This window comes from Pseudomonas sp. AC239, assembly GCF_979258545.1.
Genome location: NZ_OZ409864.1, coordinates 894993 through 916264, shown reverse-complemented (window position 1 = coordinate 916264; position 21272 = coordinate 894993). Strand labels below are relative to the sequence as shown.

The 21272-nt window shown below is 60.9% G+C and carries 24 protein-coding genes; 7 read left to right on the top strand and 17 right to left on the bottom strand.

All coding sequences use genetic code 11. The features are described 5' to 3' along the window. Positions 1-46 precede the first annotated feature (46 nt). From ACZ0AZ_RS04175 to ACZ0AZ_RS04125, 11 genes are all read right to left on the bottom strand, one after another. Positions 47-538: a DUF2878 domain-containing protein gene (locus ACZ0AZ_RS04175; protein ID WP_129997682.1), complete on the bottom strand. Its 492-nt coding sequence runs from the start codon at positions 536-538 to the stop codon at positions 47-49. Then, the gene (locus ACZ0AZ_RS04170; protein WP_463570955.1) at positions 531-1796 is read right to left on the bottom strand and encodes a class I SAM-dependent methyltransferase; all 1266 of its coding nucleotides are present in this window, start codon (positions 1794-1796) and stop codon (positions 531-533) included. Before ACZ0AZ_RS04170 ends, ACZ0AZ_RS04175 begins: the two co-directional genes overlap by 8 nt. Then, positions 1783-2598, bottom strand: coding sequence for a DUF1365 domain-containing protein (locus ACZ0AZ_RS04165; protein WP_122507860.1), 816 nt, complete (start codon positions 2596-2598; stop codon positions 1783-1785). The genes ACZ0AZ_RS04170 and ACZ0AZ_RS04165 overlap by 14 nt, the downstream gene beginning before the upstream one ends. Further along, the gene (locus tag ACZ0AZ_RS04160; protein ID WP_463538750.1) at positions 2595-3842 is read right to left on the bottom strand and encodes an NAD(P)/FAD-dependent oxidoreductase; all 1248 of its coding nucleotides are present in this window, start codon (positions 3840-3842) and stop codon (positions 2595-2597) included. The genes ACZ0AZ_RS04165 and ACZ0AZ_RS04160 overlap by 4 nt, the downstream gene beginning before the upstream one ends. Then, positions 3839-4621: an SDR family NAD(P)-dependent oxidoreductase gene (locus tag ACZ0AZ_RS04155; RefSeq protein WP_129997678.1), complete on the bottom strand. Its 783-nt coding sequence runs from the start codon at positions 4619-4621 to the stop codon at positions 3839-3841. The genes ACZ0AZ_RS04160 and ACZ0AZ_RS04155 overlap by 4 nt, the downstream gene beginning before the upstream one ends. Next, a complete protein-coding gene (locus tag ACZ0AZ_RS04150; RefSeq protein ID WP_039761293.1) occupies positions 4618-5040 on the bottom strand; it encodes a nuclear transport factor 2 family protein in 423 nt (140 codons plus the stop codon). Before ACZ0AZ_RS04150 ends, ACZ0AZ_RS04155 begins: the two co-directional genes overlap by 4 nt. Then, positions 5033-6478 (bottom strand): deoxyribodipyrimidine photo-lyase, encoded by a 1446-nt coding sequence (gene phrB, locus ACZ0AZ_RS04145; RefSeq protein ID WP_463538749.1) that lies wholly within the window; start codon positions 6476-6478, stop codon positions 5033-5035. The genes ACZ0AZ_RS04150 and phrB overlap by 8 nt, the downstream gene beginning before the upstream one ends. 16 nt (positions 6479-6494) lie before the next feature. Continuing rightward, positions 6495-7436, bottom strand: a complete 942-nt coding sequence (locus ACZ0AZ_RS04140; protein ID WP_463538748.1) for a MerR family transcriptional regulator — start codon at positions 7434-7436, stop codon at positions 6495-6497. Further along, positions 7436-8398 (bottom strand): YbgA family protein, encoded by a 963-nt coding sequence (locus tag ACZ0AZ_RS04135; RefSeq protein ID WP_125925720.1) that lies wholly within the window; start codon positions 8396-8398, stop codon positions 7436-7438. Before ACZ0AZ_RS04135 ends, ACZ0AZ_RS04140 begins: the two co-directional genes overlap by 1 nt. Positions 8399-8611: 213 nt before the next feature. Continuing rightward, on the bottom strand, positions 8612-8827 hold the full coding sequence (locus tag ACZ0AZ_RS04130) for a TIGR02450 family Trp-rich protein (protein ID WP_310405971.1): 216 nt from the start codon (positions 8825-8827) through the stop codon (positions 8612-8614). Next, positions 8824-9810, bottom strand: coding sequence for an NAD(P)/FAD-dependent oxidoreductase (locus ACZ0AZ_RS04125; protein ID WP_129997674.1), 987 nt, complete (start codon positions 9808-9810; stop codon positions 8824-8826). The genes ACZ0AZ_RS04130 and ACZ0AZ_RS04125 overlap by 4 nt, the downstream gene beginning before the upstream one ends. 197 nt (positions 9811-10007) lie before the next feature. On the opposite strand from ACZ0AZ_RS04125, the gene ACZ0AZ_RS04120 reads away from it, so the two are divergent. Beyond that, positions 10008-10910, top strand: coding sequence for a TIGR01777 family oxidoreductase (locus tag ACZ0AZ_RS04120; protein WP_463538747.1), 903 nt, complete (start codon positions 10008-10010; stop codon positions 10908-10910). A gap of 13 nt (positions 10911-10923) precedes the next feature. After that, positions 10924-11949 (top strand): ferrochelatase, encoded by a 1026-nt coding sequence (gene hemH, locus ACZ0AZ_RS04115; protein WP_039761306.1) that lies wholly within the window; start codon positions 10924-10926, stop codon positions 11947-11949. Positions 11950-12081: 132 nt separating this feature from the next. On the opposite strand, the gene ACZ0AZ_RS04110 is transcribed toward hemH, so the two are convergent. Both ACZ0AZ_RS04110 and upp read right to left on the bottom strand, forming a co-directional pair. Beyond that, the gene (locus ACZ0AZ_RS04110; RefSeq protein ID WP_016773229.1) at positions 12082-13356 is read right to left on the bottom strand and encodes a uracil-xanthine permease family protein; all 1275 of its coding nucleotides are present in this window, start codon (positions 13354-13356) and stop codon (positions 12082-12084) included. A gap of 2 nt (positions 13357-13358) precedes the next feature. Then, positions 13359-13997, bottom strand: coding sequence for a uracil phosphoribosyltransferase (gene upp / locus ACZ0AZ_RS04105; RefSeq protein ID WP_024014279.1), 639 nt, complete (start codon positions 13995-13997; stop codon positions 13359-13361). A 165-nt stretch (positions 13998-14162) separates the two neighbouring features. Between upp and ACZ0AZ_RS04100 the strand changes: the two genes are divergently transcribed. The 3 genes from ACZ0AZ_RS04100 to ACZ0AZ_RS04090 all read left to right on the top strand — a co-directional run bounded on the left by ACZ0AZ_RS04100 (position 14163) and on the right by ACZ0AZ_RS04090 (position 15731). Next, a complete protein-coding gene (locus ACZ0AZ_RS04100) occupies positions 14163-14720 on the top strand; it encodes a hypoxanthine-guanine phosphoribosyltransferase (RefSeq protein WP_016773231.1) in 558 nt (185 codons plus the stop codon). A 180-nt stretch (positions 14721-14900) separates the two neighbouring features. Continuing rightward, a complete protein-coding gene (locus ACZ0AZ_RS04095; protein WP_129997670.1) occupies positions 14901-15380 on the top strand; it encodes a hypothetical protein in 480 nt (159 codons plus the stop codon). Positions 15381-15443: 63 nt separating this feature from the next. Next, a complete protein-coding gene (locus ACZ0AZ_RS04090; RefSeq protein ID WP_039761310.1) occupies positions 15444-15731 on the top strand; it encodes a PA4642 family protein in 288 nt (95 codons plus the stop codon). A 60-nt stretch (positions 15732-15791) separates the two neighbouring features. Here the strand turns inward: ACZ0AZ_RS04090 and mqo are convergent, their stop codons facing one another. Beyond that, entirely contained in the window at positions 15792-17300 is a 1509-nt protein-coding gene (mqo, locus tag ACZ0AZ_RS04085; protein WP_039761312.1) for a malate dehydrogenase (quinone), read from the bottom strand. A gap of 703 nt (positions 17301-18003) precedes the next feature. Continuing rightward, positions 18004-18237 carry a hypothetical protein gene (locus ACZ0AZ_RS04080; protein WP_039761314.1) on the bottom strand — a complete coding sequence of 78 codons (234 nt, stop codon included), beginning with the start codon at positions 18235-18237 and terminating at the stop codon, positions 18004-18006. Positions 18238-18442: 205 nt separating this feature from the next. On the opposite strand from ACZ0AZ_RS04080, the gene ACZ0AZ_RS04075 reads away from it, so the two are divergent. Further along, positions 18443-19027, top strand: coding sequence for a YajG family lipoprotein (locus ACZ0AZ_RS04075; RefSeq protein ID WP_039761315.1), 585 nt, complete (start codon positions 18443-18445; stop codon positions 19025-19027). 190 nt (positions 19028-19217) lie between these two features. Here the strand turns inward: ACZ0AZ_RS04075 and ACZ0AZ_RS04070 are convergent, their stop codons facing one another. Then, entirely contained in the window at positions 19218-19424 is a 207-nt protein-coding gene (locus ACZ0AZ_RS04070) for a hypothetical protein (protein ID WP_016770662.1), read from the bottom strand. Between the two features lie 193 nt (positions 19425-19617). On the opposite strand from ACZ0AZ_RS04070, the gene ACZ0AZ_RS04065 reads away from it, so the two are divergent. Further along, a complete protein-coding gene (locus ACZ0AZ_RS04065; protein WP_016770663.1) occupies positions 19618-19896 on the top strand; it encodes a hypothetical protein in 279 nt (92 codons plus the stop codon). A 130-nt stretch (positions 19897-20026) separates the two neighbouring features. Here the strand turns inward: ACZ0AZ_RS04065 and ACZ0AZ_RS04060 are convergent, their stop codons facing one another. Further along, positions 20027-21190: a 1-acyl-sn-glycerol-3-phosphate acyltransferase gene (locus tag ACZ0AZ_RS04060; RefSeq protein ID WP_174823868.1), complete on the bottom strand. Its 1164-nt coding sequence runs from the start codon at positions 21188-21190 to the stop codon at positions 20027-20029. Positions 21191-21272: the final 82 nt, after the last annotated feature.

Below are 21272 nucleotides of genomic sequence, written 5' to 3'. Positions count from 1 at the left end.
AGTGTAAGGCAGTGATCGCTGTGGGTGTGAAAGCGCTGACGGACGCTCACGGCACCAGACGCCGCGCCATCAAATGCAACAACGGAAACAGCCCTGCCCAGAGCAGCCCGATGACGATCAGCGTCGACACTTCGCCGTAGGGAAATTGCACGCCGGCCAGTCGTCCGCCGCCGTAGTAAGACAACGCACCGCCCACCGCACCAAGTGCGCTGGCCAGCCACCATGGCCGTGCGCTCCAGGCCAGACAATGACGCAATGTGGTGGCGAGCAGCGCCCAGAGCAGCATCAGCCACAACGGAATCAGCGGCGACGCATCTGCAAAGCGGAACACGCCGAGCTGACGCAAAACGCTGTCCACCGCCGTGCCGACAATCACCACGCACAAGATCAAACGGCCTTCCTCCGCCCAACTGCTGATCCAGCGCAGATGAATCACCAGCGTCGCCAGTGCAAGTAACAGCCACAAACTGTTGCCGCCGAGCACGCAGGCGAGCCAGCCGAGCTGAAACAAGAGGGCATTGGCGACACGCTCACGCATCGAAGCGCCCGAGCAGCGGGGCGGTCATTGCCGCCGGTTTGGCCAGTAGCAATTGCGCGGTACCGATGGCGCGCTCCAAAAAACCGCCCTCGCAGTAGCACAGGTAGAACTCCCACAAACGCAGGAAATAATCGTCGTAGCCCAGTTCGCTCAGGCGGCCATGGGCGAGGCGAAAGTTCTCGTGCCACAGGCGCAATGTCTTGGCGTAATGCAGACCGAAATCTTCCATGTGCAGCAGGTTCATGTCGGTTTCGCGGCTGACCACATCGAGCATCTTGTGCACCGAGGGCAGGGCGCCGCCGGGGAAGATGTAGCGCTGGATAAAGTCGACGCTGCGCTTGGCCTGTTCATAACGTTGCTCGCGAATGGTGATCGCCTGGAGCAGCATCAGGCCGTTGCTTTTGAGCAACTGTGCGCATTGCTTGAAGTAGGTCGGCAGGAACCGATGGCCGACCGCTTCGATCATCTCGATCGACACCAGTTTGTCGTACTCGCCGCTGAGGTCGCGGTAATCCTTGAGCAGCAAGGTGATGCGGTCCTGCAAGCCCAATTGTTCGATGCGTTTGGCAGTGAACGCGAACTGCTCTTTCGACAGCGTCGTGGTGGTCACGCGGCAACCGTAATGCTGCGCCGCGTACAGCGCCATGCTGCCCCAACCGGTGCCGATTTCCAGCAGGTGATCGCTGGGCTTGAGCGCGAGTTTCTGGCAGATGCGTTCGAGTTTGTTCAGTTGCGCCTGTTCCAGAGTGTCGCTCGGCGAAAGGAACTGGGCGGCGGAATACATCATGGTCGGGTCGAGAAACTGTTCGAACAGTTCATTGCCGAGGTCGTAGTGCGCGGCGATGTTTTTCTGCGAACCCTTGCGCGTGTTGCGATTGAGCCAGTGCAGCCCTTGTACGAAGGGCCGGCCCAGACGCGCCAAGCCACCCTCCATGGCATCGAGTACATCGAGATTGCTGACGAACACGCGCACCACAGCAGTCAGGTCCGGCGAACTCCAATAGCCGTGGATGAATGCTTCGCCGGCGCCGATCGAGCCGCTGCTGGCGACCATGCCCCACAGGGCCGGGTCGAGTACATGGACTTCGCCGAGCAGAGCACTGCCCGGGGTGCCGAAAAGCATTTGTTCGCCATCCTCGACGACCATCAATTGTCCGTGTTTAAGCTGGGCCAATTGGCGCAACACGCCACGGCGCAGCAGCGAGCCGGTCAAACCGTTGGTGCTGAAGCGACCGAGCGCCAGGCTAGAGGATTTCATGGTGCGGCTCCTTCGGAGGCACAGTGGCGGTTTTAAAGCTGCCGTCGGCAGCCTGGTGAGGGAAGATCGGCGCGCGCTTGAGCAGCAGTCGCAGTGCTTGCCAATAAATCGCCAGAGCGGTTTTTGCAGTCATCCACGGGAAGCGCCGCAGGTAGCGATGCAGGCTGCGACGATCGAGCGGTTCACGGCGCAGATTGAGCGTGGCGTCGAACAGTTTCTCGTTGCCCTGCCAATCGGCCATGTGCACGCCAAGGCTTTGCGCAGCAGGGCTGAAGCTCATGCGGTATTCGAGGTCGCGGGGCAGAAACGGCGAGACGTGAAACGCCTTGGCCACAGCGAAATGCTGATGGAAATCCACCAGGCTGGTCGGCACCTGCGCCGGCAGCACATAGTGATAACGCTCGCGCCACGGCGTGTTGGTCACTTCACAAACGATCGCCGCCAGTTGCCCGTCGGCTTCATGGCAGTAGAAGAAACTCACCGGGTTGAACGACAGCCCCCAACTGCGCGGCTGGGTCAGCAGGCACACCGCGCCTTGTGGCTCATGACCGATGGCTGCACCGACCTGCTGACGCACCGCGTCGATCAGGCGCATGCCCTTGCCGGTGAAGGCTTTCAGGTAATCGGTTTCGCGAAACGAGAACGGCGCGAAACGACTGCGCCCCGCCAGCGGCGACAAGGCCAGCACGGCGTCCTGTTCGCTCAGGTCGAGGTAGAGCAAACCGATGCGGTAGCGGAATTCGTGGCGGCGCGGCGAAAAACGTCGGTGGCCGATAACGCCGCTGTACAGAGCGCTGTTCACAGGGTTTCACCGAACGCGGCGGCGACGCGCAAGCCGCTGACCACGCCATCTTCGTGAAAACCGTTGGCCCAGTAGGCGCCGCAATAATGCGTGTGCTGCTCGCCGTCGAGTTCGCCCCAACGGTTTTGCGCGGCCGCTGCGGCGAGGGTGTATTGCGGGTGGGCATAGGTATAGCGGGCCAGCACTTTATCGGGGCTGATGCCGGCAGTCTGGTTGAGGCTGACGCAGAACGTGGTGTCGCTTTCGATGCCCTGCAGGATGTTCATGTTGTAGGTGACCGCCGCGCGCGTATGGCCGGCGCCCCCGAGGCGATAATTCCAGCTGGCCCAGGCCAGTTTGCGCGTCGGCAGCAGGCGCGTGTCGGTGTGCAGCACGACATCGTTGTCGGCGTAGAGCAGGGCGCCGAGAATCGAGCGCTCGGCGTCGCTGGGGTTTGCCAGCAGGTTCAGCGCCTGATCGCTGTGACAGGCGAACACCACTTTGTCGAAATGTTCGAGGCCGGCCGGGCTGTGGATAACTACGCCGTGCTCGTTGCGCTCGACGCGCTTGACTGGGCAGTTCAGGCGGATCCTGTCGCTGAACGAAGCGGTCAGCGGCGCCACATAGGCACTGGAACCGCCTTCAATGACCTGCCACTGCGGCCGATCACTGACCGACAACAGGCCATGATTTTTGAAAAAACGCAGGAAAAACTGCAGCGGGAAATTGAGCATTTCCGCCATCGGCATCGACCAGATCGCCGCGCCCATCGGCACGATGTAATGCAGGATGAAACGCTCGCCGTAGCCGCCAGCCTTGAGGTAATCATCGAGGGTGGTATCGGCGGCGATGCGCAGTTCGATCAGGTCGCGCTGCGCTTCTTTGTTGAAGCGCAGAATGTCGCGCAGCATGCCCCAGAACCCCGGCGACAACAGATTGCTGCGCTGGGCGAACAGGCTGTTGAGGTTGTTGCCGTTGTACTCCACCCCAGTGTCCGGGTCGGTTACCGAAAAGCTCATTTCGGTCGGCTTGAACGCCACGCCGAGCTGGTTGAGCAAGCGAATGAAGTTCGGGTAAGTCCAGTCGTTGAACACGATGAAACCGGTATCGATGGCGAACGATTGCCCGGCCACGCTGACCGGTACGGTGTGGGTATGGCCGCCGACCCAGTCACTCGCTTCGAACACAGTGATGTCGTGGCGGCGGTTCAGCAGGTGGGCGCAGGTGAGCCCGGCGATACCGCTGCCAATTACGGCGATTTTCATATCGGGTCCCGCTGCGGAGGGTTCTTGCGCACCATGCGTTTGCCGATCGCCAGTTGCGCGCGAGCGGGCAGTTTCGACAGCGGCCACAGCGCGGCCATGAACAGCCCCGGGAAGGCAATTTCCAGCGGCCGGTCCTTGAGTTTGGCGAAGATGTGCCGCGCCGCTTTATCCGCAGGCCAGCTCAGTGGCATCGGGAAATCGTTCCTCTCGGTCAGCGGCGTTTCGACAAAACCCGGGCTGATGATGGTGACTTCAATGCCTTCATCCGCCAGATCGATGCGCAGCGATTCGAACAGGTAACGCAGCCCGGCCTTCGATGCGCCATAGGCTTCGGCGCGAGGCAGCGGCAGGTAAGTCACCGAACTGGCCATGCCGACCAGATGCGGCGCCGTGCCTTTGCGCAGCAACGGCAGGGCGGCTTCGATGCAGTAGCTGCTGGCGAGCAGATTGGTGCGCACCACGTGCTCGATGATCGACGAATCGAACTGCCGCGCATCGACATATTCACAGGTGCCGGCGTTGAGAATCACGCTGTCCAGCGCCCCCCAGGCTTCGCTGATCTGCTCACCGATTTCACGCACGGTCTGACTGTTGGTCAGATCGCCGGGCACCACCAGCACCTGGCCAGGATAGCGCTGGGACAAGACTTTCAGCGGCGCGGTCGAGCGCGAGCTGACCGCCAGATGCGCGCCGCTTTTCAGAATGTCCTCGCACAATGCTGCACCGATGCCACTGCTGGCGCCGGTCAACCAATACCGCCGTGGAGGTGTACGACTCATCCCATTCTCCTTTTCAGCCAGGCAATCACCCGGCCCAATATTGGCAAGTGTTCATACAGCAGCGCCCCGGCATCAAAATAATCCCGATGACGATAAACCTTGTCGCGCCAGAGCAGGTGCGAACAGCCACCGACCCTGATTTCCCGGCCCTTGGCCAGACGCGGATGGCGATAACTCATGACCCAGCGCAAGTAACCTTCACCGTCGCTGATCTGGTCGAAACCATGAAAATCGAAACGCAGATCGCTGACGTTGGCGTACAGCTCACTGAAGTAATCCTGCAGTTGTGCCAGGCCCTGAACTTCGTGCAGCGGATCGGTGAAATGAATGTCGTCGCTGTACAGCTCGCCCAAGCGATGCAGGTTGTCTTTGTTCAACCCGGAAAACTCGCGGGCGAAGCTGCGCAGGAAGTCACTCATCGCTGCCGCCGACAGGCTGGCGCGATGGCAGGTTCTTGAACGCCGTCAGCGCACGCTCGCGTGAAGTGCTGAGGTTAACGATCGGCGCCGGATAATCGGCCACGCCGAACAGCCCTCCGGCTGCCGCCGGATTGTGCACTTCCTTCTTGTTGAGCCCGGCCAGTTCCGGCAACCAGTGCTTGATGAACACGCCTTCGGCATCGAATTTTTCCGACTGGCTCAACGGGTTGAAGATACGGAAGTACGGCGCCGAGTCGGTGCCGGTCGACGAGCTCCACTGCCAGCCACCGTTGTTGGCCGCCAGGTCGCCGTCGATCAGGTGGCGCATGAAAAAGCGTTCGCCCTCGCGCCAGTCGATCAGCAGGTTTTTGGTCAGGAACATCGCCACGACCATGCGCAGGCGATTGTGCATCCAGCCGGTTTCCAGCAATTGGCGCATCGCCGCGTCGATGATCGGCAGTCCGGTGCGTGCCTCCTGCCAGGCCTTGAGCTCTTCCGGCGCATCGCGCCAGGCCAGCGCCTCGGTTTCGGGGCGGAAGGCGCGATGGCGCGAGACGCGTGGGTAGCCAACCAGAATGTGTTTGTAGAACTCGCGCCACAGCAGCTCGTTGATCCACGTCACCGCGCCGACCTTGCCGCTTTCGAATTCGCCCTGATTGCTTTGCAGCGCGGCGTGCAGGCACTGGCGTGGCGAGATCACCCCGGCGGCGAGGTAGGCCGACAACTGGCTGGTGCCGGGTTTGGCCGGGAAGTCGCGTTCGCTGCGGTAGTAGTCGATCTGCGCATCGGTGAAGGTGTCGAGCCGGCGTCGCGCCTCTTGCTCGCCGGCCGGCCATAAGGCGCGCAGGGATTCGCTCGGCGTGGCGAAGCCTTTGACCGCCTCCGGAATCGCATCGCTGGCAATATCCAGCGCGGCCTGTTTGCCCGGTGCTTTGACCAGCGCCGGCATCGAGCGATGCAGGCGTTCGTAGCAGACCTTGCGGAACTGACTGAACACCTGGAAGTAGGTGCCGGTCTTGGTCAGCACTGTGCCGGGTTTGAACAGCAACTGATCCAGATAGCTGTGGAACTCAATGCCCTCGGCTCGCAACGTTTCGGCCACGGCTTCATCGCGGCGGCTTTCGTGAACGCCGTATTCCTCGTTGACGTGCACCGCCTCGATCTTCAATTGCCGGCACAGCTTGAGCAGTTCTGCTGGCGCCTGATCCCAATGCAGCGCGCTGCGAATCAACAGCGGGATGTTCAGCGCGCCGAGGCTCTGGCTCAGTTCGCGCAGGTTGCGCAGCCAGAAATCCACCTTGCAGGGCGCATCGTCGTGCTCCAGCCATTGCTGCGGACTCAACAGATACACTGCCACAGTCGGGCCGCGCGCTGCGGCGGCCGCGAGGGCAGTGTTGTCATGTTGGCGCAGGTCGCTGCGCAGCCAGATCAGTTGCATGTGATTAAACCCATCATCAAATCAATCCGCGTTCGAGCAGCGCCTGGTGTGCGGCAAGCGGATCTTCAGCCAGGAACAGATCGGTAGTCTGGGCGGTGCGTGCGGACAACTCGGTGTGGTGGATGTGCACCGTGGGGCCGGCAATCAAGGTCGGGCAATTGACGTTCGCCAACAGCTTGGGCAACTGCGCCAGTTGCATGGCTTTGCTCGAATACAACAGCACGCCACGGGCTTGCAGATGCTCGACGGTCAGCGCCAGTTCACCGGCCGGCAGCGGCCAGTCGAACACTTGCACCGGGCAATCGGCACTGCTGATCAGCCACGCGCACAGCCACAGATGCGGCTCCAGCGGCAGGTCGGAATGATTGATCAACAGCAGCGGCGCCGAATGCAGTTGGCGGTTGTTATGGTAGATGCGTGCACCGAATTTGCTGCGCAACCAGGAAAAGAAAAACGTCCGCTCCATCTGTGCGCCGAACTGGCCCTGCCAGCGCTGTTCGAGCTCGGCCAGCAGCGGCATCAGCAATTGCTCGCACAACGTCCGTGGCGGATACAAGGCGATGGCCTGATTGACGCTGTCATCCAGCGCGCGCTCATTGAGCGAGGTGACCGCCGACAGCAACGTCTGATGCAGACGCTGCCAATCGTTTTCCACGGTTTCCGTGAAGGCCTGCGGCGCATCGAGCAGTGGCTTGACCTGGCTGACCGCAACGCCACGGTTGAGCCAGGTGAGGATGGCCATGATTCGCTGCACATGTTCAGCGCTATACAGTCGATGGCCCTTGGGCGTGCGCTGCGGCACCACCAACCCGTAACGGCGTTCCCACGCACGCAGGGTAATGGCGTTGACGCCGGTCTGCCGCGCGACTTCGCGAATCGGCAACCAGCCCTCATCGAGGGCTTTCTTGAAGTCGGCGCCGAGGTCTTCCCGGGCGCTGCTGTCGGTTTTATCGTTCATTAGATCGCGTTTCGCAGACTGAGGTTTTCCGGATGCGGCTGCAGGTAAACCTGCTGCGCGATGTACGGGTCCGGATGGAGTCGAAAATGGTGTTTGAGCAGCGTCAACGGCACCACCAGCGGCACGATGCCCTGGCGATACTGGCCGATGATCTGCTGCATTTCCTGTTTGTCTTCGGCGCTCAGCGATTGTTTCAAATAACCGCTGAGGTGCAGCAGCACGTTGCAATGGGTGCCGCGCGTGGCGCATTTCTTCAGCGCGGCCATCAGCTCGCTGAAGTAGCGCGGGCCGAGCTCGGCGGGATCGCTGTCAGCCATGTTGCCGAGCATCTTGCCGAGGTTTTTGTATTGCAGCGGGTTGTGCGCCATCAGCAGGTACTTGTAGCGCGAATGGAATTCGGTGAGGGCGCGGCGGCTCAGGCCTTCGGCGAGCACTTGTTGCCAGGCGCTGTAGGCCAGGACGCGGGTGATGAAGTTTTCCCGCAGCACCGGATCGTTGAGGCGCCCGGCTTCTTCCACCGGCAGATCCGGATGCTGGGCACAGAATGCCTGCGCATAGATGCCACGTCCGCCACCGTTCACTGGCGCGCCGTTGTCGTGATAGACCTTGACCCGCTCCAGCCCGCAGGAGGGCGACTGCTGCATGAAGATGTAGCCGGACAGGTCCTGCAACTCGGCGGCCATTTTCTCGCCGTATGCGGCCAGCGGCCTGGTGACGTTGATGGTCCGGTCGACGGTGCCGACTGCCTCGGGTTGCTCCGGGTCGCCGACCAGCCGGATCGGCTCACGGGGAATGCCCATGCCGATGGCGACTTCCGGGCACAGCGGGACGAAATCGAAATATTCGGTGAGGGTACGGCTGCATAGCCGCGATTCCTTGTGCCCACCGTTGTAGCGCACTTCTTCGCCCAACAGGCAGGCGCTGATGGCGATCTTCGGCTTGGACAGGGAAGCAGTAGACATGAGCACCTCGAATCTATACCTGTACAGAGAGTTATCGCTGTACAACTTTTCCTCAGCATAGAACGATGGATGTACAAGTCAAATGTTTTGTATAAGATTTTTGTGCGGCGTTGATCTGTGGGAGCGAGCCTGCTCGCGAAAGCAGTGGGTCAGTAAAGGAATTTGTATCTGATACAGCGCTTTCGCTAGCAGGCTCGCCACCACAAGGGAAATCTATTTCCAGCCGATTAACCAGTGCTCGCTGTCTTTCAGCATCTGCCAATCCATTCGCTCGCTGCGCTGGGTCAGCACCGCCTGCAATTCAACCTCCAGCACCGTACCTTCCTCGTCGCGGATCAGTTCGGTGACCAGAAAATGTTTTTCGCGGTTTTGCGGGTGGGCTGCTGTCCATTTCGACAGCAGCAATTTGCGTGGATTGATGCGATTCATTGCAGGTGTTCGTGCAAGCGACGTGCAGCCTCCTGACCGCTCAGCCAGGCCCCTTCGACGCGACCCGACAGGCACCAGTCGCCGCAGGCGTACAAGCCCAGATCGACATCGGCCAGTGTGGTCCATTCATGGCCAGTGGCGGGCCGGGCGTAGAGCCAGCGGTGGGCGAGGCTGAAGGTCGGCGCCGGCATGGCGCTGTGCAGCAGTTCGGCGAACGCACCGTGCAGATGCTCGATCACCGCTTCCTTGGAGAGGTCGATGTGTTGCCGGCTCCAGGCGCTGGTTGCATGCAGCACCCACGTGTCGAGAGTGCTGTCGCGCCCGGGTTTGCTACGGTTGCGCGCCAGCCAGTCGAGTGGGCTGTCCTGTACGAAGCAGCCTTCGATTGGCGTATCCAGCGGGGTTTCGAAGGCGAGAGCGACGGCCCAGGTCGGCTCCATTTTCACCCCGGCAGCGACGCCGGCCAGTTTCGGCGCGGCGGCCAGCAACGCGGTGGCTTGCGGTGCCGGCGTGGCGATCACCACATGGCTGAAGGGGCCGTGGGTGCCGCCGTCGGCATCCTGCAAATGCCAGTGTTCCTCACCGCGATAGACCTCGGTGATGCGGCAGGCAAACTGCACATCGAGGCCATCGAGCAGACCACGGGTGATGGCGCTCATGCGCGGCGTGCCGACCCAGCGAGTCTGCTCGTCCGGCGACATGTTCAGTTGCCCGCCCTGGAAGGTGTACAGCTGCGGCGTCCACTCGGCGGCCCAGCCCTGACTCTGCCAGCGCTGCACCTCGGTGACGAAACGGCGGTCGCGCGCGGTGAAGTATTGAGCGCCCATGTCCAGCGAGCCGGCGTCGCTGCGCTTGCTCGACATGCGCCCGCCGCTGCCGCGGCTTTTATCGAACAGTTGAACGGTATGCCCGGTCTCTGTCAGAGCCTGGGCGGCGGAGAGCCCGGCGATGCCGGTGCCGATGATTGCGATAGGTACAGTCATAGGGGCCTCGTTTACCTTTCTGTACAGACTACGCCGTCGATGAAACCTGTACAATTCTGTTTTTTGGTATAACTTCTAGCGTTCTCGTTCTGACAGCTTGGCCTATTGTTAAACCATAGAGCCTGCCCGATAGAAAAGATCCCTGCCTATAAAAATAGACTAGTGATCCGGGTTAAACGCCACGCGAGGAAGATGTCATGCACATATTGCTGACCGGCGGTACTGGTTTGATCGGACGTCAGCTCTGCCGGCACTGGCTGGAGCAGGGCCATCGCCTGACGGTGTGGAGTCGCCGCGCGGAAAAAGTCGCGCAGATCTGCGGCGCGCAGGTGCGCGGGATAGCCCGTCTGGAGGACCTCGGCGACGAGCCGCTGGATGCGATCGTCAATCTCGCCGGTGCGCCGATTGCCGACCGTCCCTGGACCCATCGACGCAAGGCGTTGCTGTGGAGCAGTCGCATCACCCTGACGGAAACGCTGCTGGTGTGGCTGGAAACTCGCGTGCAGAAACCGTCGCTGCTGATTTCCGGCTCGGCGATCGGTTGGTATGGCGACGGTGGCGAGCGCGAATTGACCGAAGAGTCGCCGCCCGGCATCGACGATTTCGCCAGTCAGTTGTGCATCGCCTGGGAAGAAACCGCATTGCGTGCCGAGAACCTCGGCATTCGCGTGGTGCTGGTGCGAACCGGTCTGGTGCTGTCGGCCGAGGGCGGCTTTTTGTCGCGCCTGCTGCTGCCGTTCAAACTCGGGCTGGGCGGGCCTTTGGGCAATGGTCGGCAGTGGATGCCGTGGATTCACATCGACGATCAAATCGCCCTGATTGATTTTCTTCTGCACCGGAATCAGGCCTGCGGTCCTTATAATGCCTGCGCGCCGAAACCTGTGCGCAACCGCGAATTTGCCAAGACCCTGGGCAGTGTATTGCACCGCCCGGCGTTCATGCCGATGCCGACCCTGGCGCTGAAAGTCATGCTCGGCGAGCTGTCACTGTTATTGCTCGGCGGCCAGCGCGCAACGCCGGCACGCTTGCTGGAAGCGGGCTTCAGCTTCCGCTTTACGGATTTACGCGCGGCTCTGGATGACCTCTCCAGCCGCCTCTGAAATAGGACGTTGCATGACCGATCACGCTTTGCTTCTGGTCAACCTGGGCTCTCCGGCCTCCACCTCGGTGGCCGATGTGCGCAGCTACCTCAATCAATTTCTGATGGACCCCTACGTGATCGACCTGCCATGGCCGCTGCGGCGGTTGCTGGTGTCGCTGATCCTGATCAAGCGTCCCGAACAATCGGCACACGCCTATGCCTCGATCTGGTGGGAAGAGGGCTCGCCGCTGGTGGTGCTCAGCCGCCGCCTGCAGGAGCAGATGACCCGGACCTGGAAACACGGCCCGGTGGATCTGGCGATGCGTTATGGCGAGCCGTCGATCGAAACCTGTCTGCTGCGTCTGGTGAAGGCCGGGCACAAAAAGATCACGTTGGCGCCGCTGTATCCGCAGTTTGCCGACAGCACCACGACCACGGTGGTCGAAGAAGCCCGGCGTGTGCTGCGCGAGAAGAAACTCGATGTGCAGCTGTCGATCCTGCAACCGTTCTACGATCAGCCGGAATACATCGAGGCGCTGGCCGCCAGCGCGCGCCCGCATCTGCAGCAGGATTACGATCATTTGCTGCTGAGTTTTCACGGCTTGCCGGAGCGCCATCTGAGCAAACTCGACCCGACGGGCAATCACTGCCTCAAGGGCGCCGATTGCTGCCAGACCGCGTCGCCGGCGGTATTGGCGACCTGTTATCGCGCGCAGTGCTTCCGTACCGCTGCCGCCTTCGCCAAATCCATGGGCCTGCCGGACGGCAAATGGTCGGTGTCGTTTCAGTCGCGCCTGGGCCGGGCGAAATGGATCGAGCCGTACACCGAAGCGCGGCTGGATGAATTGGCCAAAAGCGGTGTGAAAAAGATTCTGGTGATGTGCCCGGCGTTCGTCGCTGACTGCATCGAGACCCTGGAAGAGATCGGCGATCGCGGCAAGGAACAGTTCCGCGAAGCGGGTGGCGAGGAGCTGGTGCTGGTGCCGTGCCTGAACGACGACCCGCAATGGGCCAAGGCGTTGGCGACCCTCTGCGAAAGAGCGCCGCTGGCCCTCTGAGCAAGCCCGCTCACACAGTGATCGTTCCCACGCTCTGCGCGGGAATGCAGCCCGTGACGCTCCGCGTCACTGGACGCGGAGCGTCCCTCGAGGCATCCCCACGCGGAGCGTGGGAACGATCATTGCGGGGGGTTAGATCAGCGGCTCATCCGCCTTCTTCTGCTTCCAGCCGTCATTGCCCGGCAGGATCAGGTTCAGCGCAATCGCCACCACCGCGCACAGCGCGATGCCTTTGAGGCCGAAGTCATCAGGGCCGGTGCCGGTGCCGACGAGCACGCCGCCGATGCCGAACACCAGCGTCACCGAGACGATGACCAAATTGCGCGCCTCGCCTAGGTCGATCTTGTGACGGATCAGAGTGTTCATACCCACCGCTGCAATCGAACCGAACAACAGGCACAGAATCCCGCCCATCACCGGCACCGGAATGCTCTGCAGCAGCGCGCCGAACTTGCCGATGAACGCCAGAGTGATGGCGAAGATCGCCGCCCAGGTCATGATTTTCGGGTTGTAGTTCTTGGTCAGCATCACCGCGCCGGTCACTTCAGCGTAAGTGGTGTTGGGCGGGCCGCCGAACAGGCCGGCGGCGGTGGTGGCGATGCCGTCACCGAGCAGGGTGCGATGCAGGCCCGGCTTTTTCAGGTAATCGCGACCGGTCACGCTACCCACGGCAATCACGCCGCCGATGTGTTCGATCGCCGGGGCCAGTGCCACCGGAACGATGAACAGAATCGCCTGCCAGTTGAACTCCGGCGCGGTGAAATGCGGCAGGGCGAACCAAGGCGCCGCAGCAATCTTCGCCGTGTCGACCACGCCGAAATAGAACGACATGGCAAAACCCACCAGCACGCCGGAAATAATCGGCACCAGACGGAAGATGCCCTTGCCGAATACCGCCACGATCAACGTGGTCAGCAGCGCCGGCATGGAAATCATCATTGCCGTCTGATAATGGATCAGCTCGGTGCCGTCGCCGGCCTTGCCCATCGCCATGTTCGCGGCAATCGGCGCCATGGCCAGGCCGATGGAAATGATCACCGGACCGATCACCACCGGCGGCAGCAAACGGTCAATGAAACCGGTGCCTTTGATCTTCACGGCCAGGCCGAGGAAGGTGTAGACGAAACCGGCCGCCATCACTCCACCCATGGTCGCGGCGAGGCCGAACTGGCCCTTGGCGAGAATGATCGGCGTGATGAAGGCGAAGCTCGACGCCAGAAACACCGGCACCTGACGCCCGGTGACGATCTGGAACAGGATCGTCCCCAGACCGGCGGTAAACAGTGCCACGTTCGGGTCCAGGCCCGTGATCAGTGGCATCAGCACCAGGGCGCCGAAAGCCACGAACAGCATCTGCGCGCCGGACAGCACCGTGCGCCAGAGCGGATCGTTGAACTCTTGCTGCATGGTTACGCGTCCTTCTGCTTGGTGCCGAAGATCTTGTCACCGGCGTCGCCAAGCCCAGGAATGATGTAGCCGTGCTCGTTCAAGCGCTCATCGATGGACGCGGTATAGATGGTCACGTCCGGGTGCGCCTGTTCTACCGCAGCAATGCCTTCCGGCGCGGCGACCAGGACCATGGCGCGGATGTCGCGGCAACCGGCCTTTTTCAGCAGGTCGATGGTGGCAACCATGGAGCTGCCGGTGGCGAGCATCGGGTCGATGATCATCGCCAGGCGCTCATCGATTTCCGGTACCAGTTTTTCCAGATAGGTGTGCGCTTGCAGGGTTTCTTCGTTGCGGGCAACGCCCACAGCGGAGACCTTGGCGCCCGGGATCAGGCTGAGCACGCCTTCGAGCATGCCGATGCCGGCACGCAGGATCGGCACGACGGTGATCTTCTTGCCGGCGATCTTCTCCACCGACACGGTGCCGCACCAACCGGCAATGTCGTAGGATTCGAGCGGCAGATCTTTTGTAGCTTCATAGGTCAACAGGGCGCCGACTTCCTGAGCGAGCTCGCGGAAATTCTTGGTGCTGATGTCAGCGCGGCGCATCAGGCCGAGTTTATGACGGATCAGCGGATGGCGGATCTCGAGGATGGGCATGGGAAAGGCTCCGGCGGCGGGCAAAAAAACCGGCCTAGATTAATCTATCCGAGGGTGATGTCCTATAGGACATTCTGTACGTTAGTCCATAAGAGCTTGATTCGACCTCGCGGGATGCGTACCTTTGCCCGCTTTTCCAATTCCGCCAACCCCTTGGAGAGCGCCATGTCCGCTGATCTCGAGCATATCCGTCAAATCATGCGAGAGGCTGACTGCCTGTACACCGAGTCTGAAGTCGAAGCGGCCATCGCCCGCGTCGGTGCACAAATCAACGAACAACTGGCTGACAGCAATCCGGTGGTGTTCTGCGTGATGAACGGCGGCCTGATCTTCTCCGGCAAATTGCTGACGCATCTGCAATTCCCGCTGGAAGCGTCCTACCTGCACGCGACCCGTTATCGCAACGAAACCAGCGGCGGCGACCTGTTCTGGAAAGCCAAGCCGGAAGTCTCGTTCATCGACCGCGACGTGCTGATCATCGACGACATCCTCGATGAAGGACACACCCTGGGCGCGATCATCGACTTCTGCAAACACGCCGGCGCACGCAAAGTGCACACCGCCGTGCTGATCGACAAGGACCACGACCGCAAGGCACGTCCTGATCTGAAAGCCGATTTCGTCGGCCTGCCGTGCATTGACCGTTACATCTTCGGCTATGGCATGGACTACAAGGGCTACTGGCGCAACGCCAACGGCATTTACGCCGTTAAAGGCATGTAATCCGCGCCTCAATCTAAATGTGGGAGCGAGCTTGCTCGCGAAAGCGGTGTATCGGTCGACATCTGTTTTGAATGTCAGTCCGCCTTCGCGAGCAAGCTCGCTCCCACAGTGTTTTTGTGTGTGCTGATCCATCCGCGTTACCCATGCTAGAGTGCTCGGCCCCGCCTCCCGGAGCCTGTCATGCGCCTCTTGATCCGCAGCCTCGCCGCCCTGTTGCTGTCCCTCAGCCTGCCCCTGTCCGCCGCGCCGATGCACAGCCAGTTCCTGCCGCCGGACGATCTGACCCTGCGTGATGCTGAACCCGAGCAACAGCAACTGCTGCAGGTCGGTGAGTATTCGGTGGTGGTCGGTGCGCAGCGCCAGTCCAATCAACAGCCGATTCCGGTCACTTCATCCTTGTTGATCCGCCTCAAAGGCAAGTCGCTGAACAAAGGTGCGAGCATTTCTCAGGTGCTGGTGAGTTTCGACGGTGAGAGCAAAAGCCTGAAAAAACCGGCCTACGACGACAAGAGCAAAACCCTGACGCTGTTCTATCCACTGGCGCAATACCGCGTGGTGATGGATCTGCTGCGCAACGACACGGTGTACGTGCAGTTCCTCAGTTACGCCAACGGCCATATCTGGGCCGATTTGCACACCGGGGCGATTCGTCCGCGTTGAGCCGGGCGGTCGGGCAGGGGTAAACTGCCCGCCCCGTGTCATGTCTGCGAGCTGGAGTCGGCAATGCGTAAAGATAAGAAACAAGTGATTGGTGACGAGATCGGCGATGAGCAGATCAAGCTGTTCCTCGATTTTGAGCCGGTCGACGCCACTTCGCCGTCGCTGCACAAACTGATCAAGGCTTATCGAGGTTTGCGTATCGATGACTTTGAGCGCTTTCTGGGTTTCTTCGTCGAAGCCGGTTATGACGTCGATGGCAAGGACGAGCAGGGCAAGACTTTTGTTGAACTGATCAAGGATCAGCGTAACGCCGCTGAGTACATCGAATTGATCGAGAAGGCTCGCGGCTAGGATCAAAAGATCGCAGGCAAAAAAAACGCCCCGAACGGGGCGTTTTTTCATGCGGCGCGATCAAGCAAAGCTTGGCGTCTCGCTGCTTTCTTCAACCAGTTCCAGGGCGATGTTGTTCTGCGTGTTGATCTTGCGATACAGCGCAGCATCGGTTTCCAGAACCTTCTCGCGGGCCGGGAAGATTTCCGCCAGTTTGCTTGCCCACTCGCCCGACGCCTTGGCCGGGAAGCACTTCTCGATCAGCTCGAGCATGATCGAAACGGTTACCGACGCGCCTGGCGAAGCGCCTAGCAGAGCAGCAAGGGAGCCGTCTTTCGCCGCGACCAGTTCGGTACCGAACTGCAGGATGCCGCCCTTTTTCGGGTCCTTCTTGATGATCTGCACCCGTTGGCCGGCCACTTCCAGGCGCCAGTCTTCGGCTTTCGCCTGCGGGTAGAAACGGCGCAGGGATTCCAGGCGCTGTTCCATCGACTGCATCACTTCGCTGACCAGGTACTTGGTCAGGTCCATGTTGTTTTTCGCCACCGCCAGCATCGGCCCGATGTTACCGGCGCGCACCGACATCGGCAGGTCCATGAAGGAGCCGTGCTTGAGAAACTTGGTGGTGAAACCGGCGTACGGCCCGAACAGCAGGGATTTCTTGCCGTCGACGACGCGAGTGTCGAGGTGTGGCACCGACATCGGTGGCGAACCCACAGCGGCCTGGCTGTAGACCTTGGCCTGATGCTGCTTGACCACTTCCGGGTTGTCGCAACGCAGCCACTGGCCGCTGATCGGGAAGCCGCCGAAGCCTTTGCTTTCTTCGATGCCCGAAGCCTGCAGCAACGGCAGCGCCGCGCCACCGGCACCGAGGAAGACGAATTTGGCGTCGACTTCGCGCGTGTTGCCGTTGTTGACGTCCTTGATGCTGACGGTCCAGCCGGCGCCGTTACGCTTGAGGCCGGTCACGCGTTTGCAGTATTTGACCTGGGTGTCCGGGGCACTGCTCAGGTGCTTGAGCAACTGATTGGTCAGGGCGCCGAAGTTGACGTCGGTGCCGTTCATCACGCGGGTGGCGGCGAGGACTTCGTCGGGCGAGCGGCCCGGCATCATCAGCGGCATCCACTCGGCCATCTTGCCCTTGTCTTCGGTGTACTCCATGTCGGCGAACGCGTGGTGCCTGCTCAGGACATTGAAGCGTTCCTTGAGGAACGACACACCGCTCTCGCCCTGAACGAAACTCAGGTGCGGCACCGGGCTGATGAAGGATTTGCTCGAGCCGAACGTGCCCTTTTTGGTCAGGTACGACCAGAACTGTTTGGACACCTCGAACTGGGTGTTGATGTGCACGGCTTTCTTGATGTCGACGCTGCCGTCGGCGGCCTGCGGCGTGTAGTTCAGCTCGCACAGACCGGCGTGACCGGTGCCGGCGTTGTTCCACGGATTGGAACTCTCGGCAGCACCGGAATCCATCAGCTCGACGACTTCCAGCTTGATCGCGGGGTCGAGCTCTTTGAGCAGTACGGCCAGGGTGGCACTCATGATGCCGGCCCCTACCAGAACTACGTCGACTGCTTCGTTATGCGCCATTTAACGCGTCTCCCAAATCTGCAGCACCAAATTGTCGGCATGGCTGCCAGGCGTTCCAGGGCAGGTCAGTGGGCCCGGGCTATCCGTGGTCAGGTTGGCCATGTCCGGATCTTCGCAATTTTTCGCAACTTCGACGGATGCGTGCGGCCTGGTTTCAAGCGTTCCATGAACGCATTTTCACGCAGGGCTGGCAATTCGACTTATGGTCGAGTCATCCGTTTTCGTGCAACCAAATCCGTAGCGGACAGGCTTCAGGCTCCGATGTTCGAGGTGTACCCGGTCCTGTGTCGTTGGGCTGTTTCAGACGCTAATGGTGCATGTTCAGACGCAAAACTATTCATTTGCTCGCCACACTCTTGTGAAGTTGTGAAAACCCGTTTTTTTCACGCTCTTTTGAAGACGTGAACCTCAAAAAGGGCTGCCTTGGCCTGGCACCTGCCCGCAAGGGCGAAACAACGCGGTGGCCGAGCGATTGACAGCTCTGCAGATTCGCGAAAAGCGGGTTTTTGCCGGAAGAACAGGCAAGCGCGCCAACTTCACTCGATCTGTGTGGGCGGCTCTCTGTGGGCGATTTTGATGTCGATGCATGCGCATTGACGCTGTTGCGGGGCCCGATCAGGAGACGTCCTTATAATCGGGGGGAGATTGTAGCGAAGAAATGCGCGCAGTTGCTCGTGTTTAATGACTTTTCTTAGGCATCCGGTCAGATGCTCAACTGCACCTGACCGCGTGCGCGCATTTGTCGCGGTACGACCCGGGCGCTGGCGGGTAGCGGCTGGTTCAACCAGGTCAGGCGGATTTCTTCGATTTCCACCCAGCCGTCGCCCATCGGTTGCAGGCTGCACTGCTTGAACGCCTGGCAATGGCCGTTGCGGTCGAGCAGGGCGAAGCTGCGATGCAGCGGGCGTGGGGCGAACAGCGAGATCAGATAACGCATGGCAGAGTTCCTTGAAAGAGGACTGCTTTGAAGCTTGTCGGCGAGCCATGACGCCAGGGTGTATGGACGGTGAAGAATGTGTGACAGGAACCGCTTTCGGCGTGGTTTGTCAGACATTTCAGTATTCACTGTGCGGCGCTGGTTACGCGCAGTGGCCCACCGCTATACTGCCGGCCTGTTTGTGCCTGATTCTGGAGAGAAGAGCATGTTGCAACGCCTGTTGTTCGGTTTGATCACTGTCGCCGGTTTGACCCTCGCCGGCTGCGCCCACAGCCCGCAACAACTGAATCCGGAGCCGAAGCTGACCACGCAACTGCCAGCGGTCGGTCGCGGGCAGCCGGTCATCGTGCGTGTGGTCGACGGTCGTCCGTCGCCAACCCTCGGCACCCGTGGCGGCCTGTACCCGGAAACCAGCGCCATCACCGTGCAGCGCGAGCAGATCCTGCCCAAGCTGCAGGCCCAGGCCGAAGCCGCCGTGCGCCTGCTCGGCTTCACCCCGACCACCAGCGCACCCAACGCGCCGCAACTGACCGTGACCCTTGCCGAGTTGAAATATCAGTCGCCGAAAGAAGGCATGTACGTGACTGAGGCCACCATCGGCGCGACCTTCCGTTCCGACGTGCAGAACGCCAACCGCCGTTACAGCGGCCGTTATGGCGCTTCGCTGGACCAGCGCTTCGGCATGGCGCCGAATCAGGAAACCAACACCAAACTGGTCAGCGATGTATTGAGTGACGCACTGACGCGTCTGTTCAAGGACCCGACTGTGGGTCAGGTGCTCGCTGAGTAAGTTTGCAGCGAATGTGAAAAAGCCCGGGGCCAGCGATGAGCCCGGGCTTTTTTGTGGCCGCATGTTTTGAATACCGCAGAAACCTGTGGGAGCGAGCCTGCTCGCGAAAGCGCTGGCTCATTCGAAGCAATGTTGACTGACCCAATGCATTCGCGAGCAGGCTCGCTCCCACAGGGGGATCTGCGGTGCTTCAAGCAGCCTGGGAATAAAAATCGAGCACGCTCACGCCGGTCAGCAAGTCGGTCTCAGGCAAATCCGCATGCTGATGCCCGCCCAGCGCGCAATACACCAGCCAGTGCCGGTCCTGCACGTTGAAGGCGAGGCTGCCGACCAGGCTTTGCTGGTCGTCATAAGGGGTGATGAGGTACAGGCGATCCTGGTTTTCCGCGTGCAGCATGTCGCATTCCATTCGGGTTTCGAGGCGCGCAGGGTGAAGCATCCACGTGACGATGCCATGACACAGGGCAGCCATCGGTCGATTCTCAGGTTATTTGTCGCAAAGGCTGGGGCAGGGCGTCAGGGTTTGGGTAGAATCCGCGCCGCGGTCGTCGGTCTGGCGTCTGCCACACCGGTTAAGTTCGAGGTCTGTGATGTCGCTGCACTTGATGACGCTGTTTACCGCCCATCCCGCCAAGTTGATCAACCTGCTGGCCTTGCTGCTGGCCTTTCCGGGCAGTTGGCTGCTGCACGCGACCCGCCGCCGTGAGCAACGCGCGCAGGCCAGTCTGGCGGCACAGCGCCAGGCGCAGCCCAATGCCGAGCCGATGCTCGATTGGGCGACGTTGCGCATGAACCGGTTTTTCTATCGTTTTGGTTTTGCTTGCCTGGGGCTTGCTTTGATCGTCTCCTGGATCAGCACCCGCTTCTGAAGCAATAGCAAACCTGTGGCGAGGGGATTTATCCCCGTTGGAGTGCGCAGCGCTCCCAGGTTTTTACCTGAGAAAAACAGGGCCTGCTGCGCAGTCCAGCGGGGATAAATCCCCTCGCCACAGCTGTTGCCTACAGCGGCAATCCAGCCTTGACCCGGTATTGATTGCGCACCGGCGTCGCATATTGCAGCACCAGATACGGCCGATGCTCAGCGGGGCAGGCGTCCAGTCGGCTCTGCCATTCATCCTGCGCCTTGGCCAGTTCGTCAGCCGGGAACACCTCGGCCGCCTTCGGCACATTCAGTTGCGGGTCGGCATCCGCCCATTGCGCGTACGCCAGGTAATGCACCGGGAACAACCGGTAGCCGCCGAGAATCTGCTTGTCCATCTCGATCGCCAATTGCTTGGTGTCTTCAAACACCTCGGTAATCGGCGCGGCGAAGTTCACGTGCACCCGGCCTTTGTAGCCGGTGATGCCCTTGGCAATGCTCACGTCATCCTCGCCCGGCGCCTTGGCGTAGGTGCCGGTGGTAGCGCGGATGTACAGCTCGCGGGCCTTGGCCTGGTCGCACGGGTCGTATTCATAGCTGATCGACACCGGGGTGACGTTCAGCGAGCGGATCACTTCGCCGAACGGCTCGTCCTTGCGGCTCATATGGAACATCTTGAGGATCGCCGACTCGGTACGATCATCGCCATCCTTCGCCCGGCCTTCCGCCTGAGCAATCCAGATCGACGCGCAATCGTTGCGGATCGAGTGGTTGATGTATGCCGATAACAGCTGATACGCAGCCATTTTCTCGCGCCGGCCGGTGATCGAACGGTGGACGATGAAGCTCTTGTTCAAGCGCATCAGGTCACTGACAAACGGCTTTTGCAGCAGGTTGTCGCCAATCGCGATGCGCGGCGTCGGCAGGCCGGCATGGTACACGGCGTAGTTGACGAAGGCCGGGTCCATGACGATATCGCGGTGGTTGGCGATGAACAGGTAGGCGCTGCCGGACTTGAATTGCTCGACACCGGTATAGGTCACGCCGTCGGTGGCGCGCTCGATGGTGTGGTCGACGTAGAACTCGACTTTGTCCTGTAAGGTAGCCACGGAATTCACGTCGGCAAACTCACGACGCAGCCGATGGGCTATAAGAGGTTTGAGCATCCAGCCGAAGGCACCGGCAAAACGCGGGAAGCGGAAGTGGGTGAGGATATCTAGAAACGCCTTGTCGCCGAGCAGCCTTGCCAGTACCGCAGGTACTTCGCTGTCGTCGTAAGGTCGGATGGCATCGAATTCGCCCATCATGCTCTCTTGTTGGAAACGGCTAGGGTAAGTAAAGGGTTTGATCGAAAACCCGCGGGGCATGGTCTGAAAAGTAGTCAGA

Coding starts and splice junctions, on each gene's coding strand:
- ACZ0AZ_RS04060 (WP_174823868.1), bottom strand. CDS start 21,190: ATGGGCGAATTCGATGCCATCCGACCTTACGACGACAGCGAAGTACCT.
- ACZ0AZ_RS04110 (WP_016773229.1), bottom strand. CDS start 13,356: ATGCAGCAAGAGTTCAACGATCCGCTCTGGCGCACGGTGCTGTCCGGC.
- ACZ0AZ_RS04075 (WP_039761315.1), top strand. CDS start 18,443: ATGTTGCAACGCCTGTTGTTCGGTTTGATCACTGTCGCCGGTTTGACC.
- phrB (WP_463538749.1), bottom strand. CDS start 6,478: ATGCAACTGATCTGGCTGCGCAGCGACCTGCGCCAACATGACAACACT.
- ACZ0AZ_RS04150 (WP_039761293.1), bottom strand. CDS start 5,040: ATGAGTGACTTCCTGCGCAGCTTCGCCCGCGAGTTTTCCGGGTTGAAC.
- ACZ0AZ_RS04070 (WP_016770662.1), bottom strand. CDS start 19,424: ATGCTGCACGCGGAAAACCAGGATCGCCTGTACCTCATCACCCCTTAT.
- upp (WP_024014279.1), bottom strand. CDS start 13,997: ATGCCCATCCTCGAGATCCGCCATCCGCTGATCCGTCATAAACTCGGC.
- ACZ0AZ_RS04125 (WP_129997674.1), bottom strand. CDS start 9,810: ATGACTGTACCTATCGCAATCATCGGCACCGGCATCGCCGGGCTCTCC.
- mqo (WP_039761312.1), bottom strand. CDS start 17,300: ATGGCGCATAACGAAGCAGTCGACGTAGTTCTGGTAGGGGCCGGCATC.
- hemH (WP_039761306.1), top strand. CDS start 10,924: ATGACCGATCACGCTTTGCTTCTGGTCAACCTGGGCTCTCCGGCCTCC.
- ACZ0AZ_RS04155 (WP_129997678.1), bottom strand. CDS start 4,621: ATGAGTCGTACACCTCCACGGCGGTATTGGTTGACCGGCGCCAGCAGT.
- ACZ0AZ_RS04095 (WP_129997670.1), top strand. CDS start 14,901: ATGCGCCTCTTGATCCGCAGCCTCGCCGCCCTGTTGCTGTCCCTCAGC.
- ACZ0AZ_RS04160 (WP_463538750.1), bottom strand. CDS start 3,842: ATGAAAATCGCCGTAATTGGCAGCGGTATCGCCGGGCTCACCTGCGCC.
- ACZ0AZ_RS04175 (WP_129997682.1), bottom strand. CDS start 538: ATGCGTGAGCGTGTCGCCAATGCCCTCTTGTTTCAGCTCGGCTGGCTC.
- ACZ0AZ_RS04135 (WP_125925720.1), bottom strand. CDS start 8,398: ATGTCTACTGCTTCCCTGTCCAAGCCGAAGATCGCCATCAGCGCCTGC.
- ACZ0AZ_RS04140 (WP_463538748.1), bottom strand. CDS start 7,436: ATGAACGATAAAACCGACAGCAGCGCCCGGGAAGACCTCGGCGCCGAC.
- ACZ0AZ_RS04090 (WP_039761310.1), top strand. CDS start 15,444: ATGCGTAAAGATAAGAAACAAGTGATTGGTGACGAGATCGGCGATGAG.
- ACZ0AZ_RS04080 (WP_039761314.1), bottom strand. CDS start 18,237: ATGCGTTATCTGATCTCGCTGTTCGCCCCACGCCCGCTGCATCGCAGC.
- ACZ0AZ_RS04120 (WP_463538747.1), top strand. CDS start 10,008: ATGCACATATTGCTGACCGGCGGTACTGGTTTGATCGGACGTCAGCTC.
- ACZ0AZ_RS04100 (WP_016773231.1), top strand. CDS start 14,163: ATGTCCGCTGATCTCGAGCATATCCGTCAAATCATGCGAGAGGCTGAC.
- ACZ0AZ_RS04170 (WP_463570955.1), bottom strand. CDS start 1,796: ATGAAATCCTCTAGCCTGGCGCTCGGTCGCTTCAGCACCAACGGTTTG.
- ACZ0AZ_RS04065 (WP_016770663.1), top strand. CDS start 19,618: ATGTCGCTGCACTTGATGACGCTGTTTACCGCCCATCCCGCCAAGTTG.
- ACZ0AZ_RS04130 (WP_310405971.1), bottom strand. CDS start 8,827: ATGAATCGCATCAATCCACGCAAATTGCTGCTGTCGAAATGGACAGCA.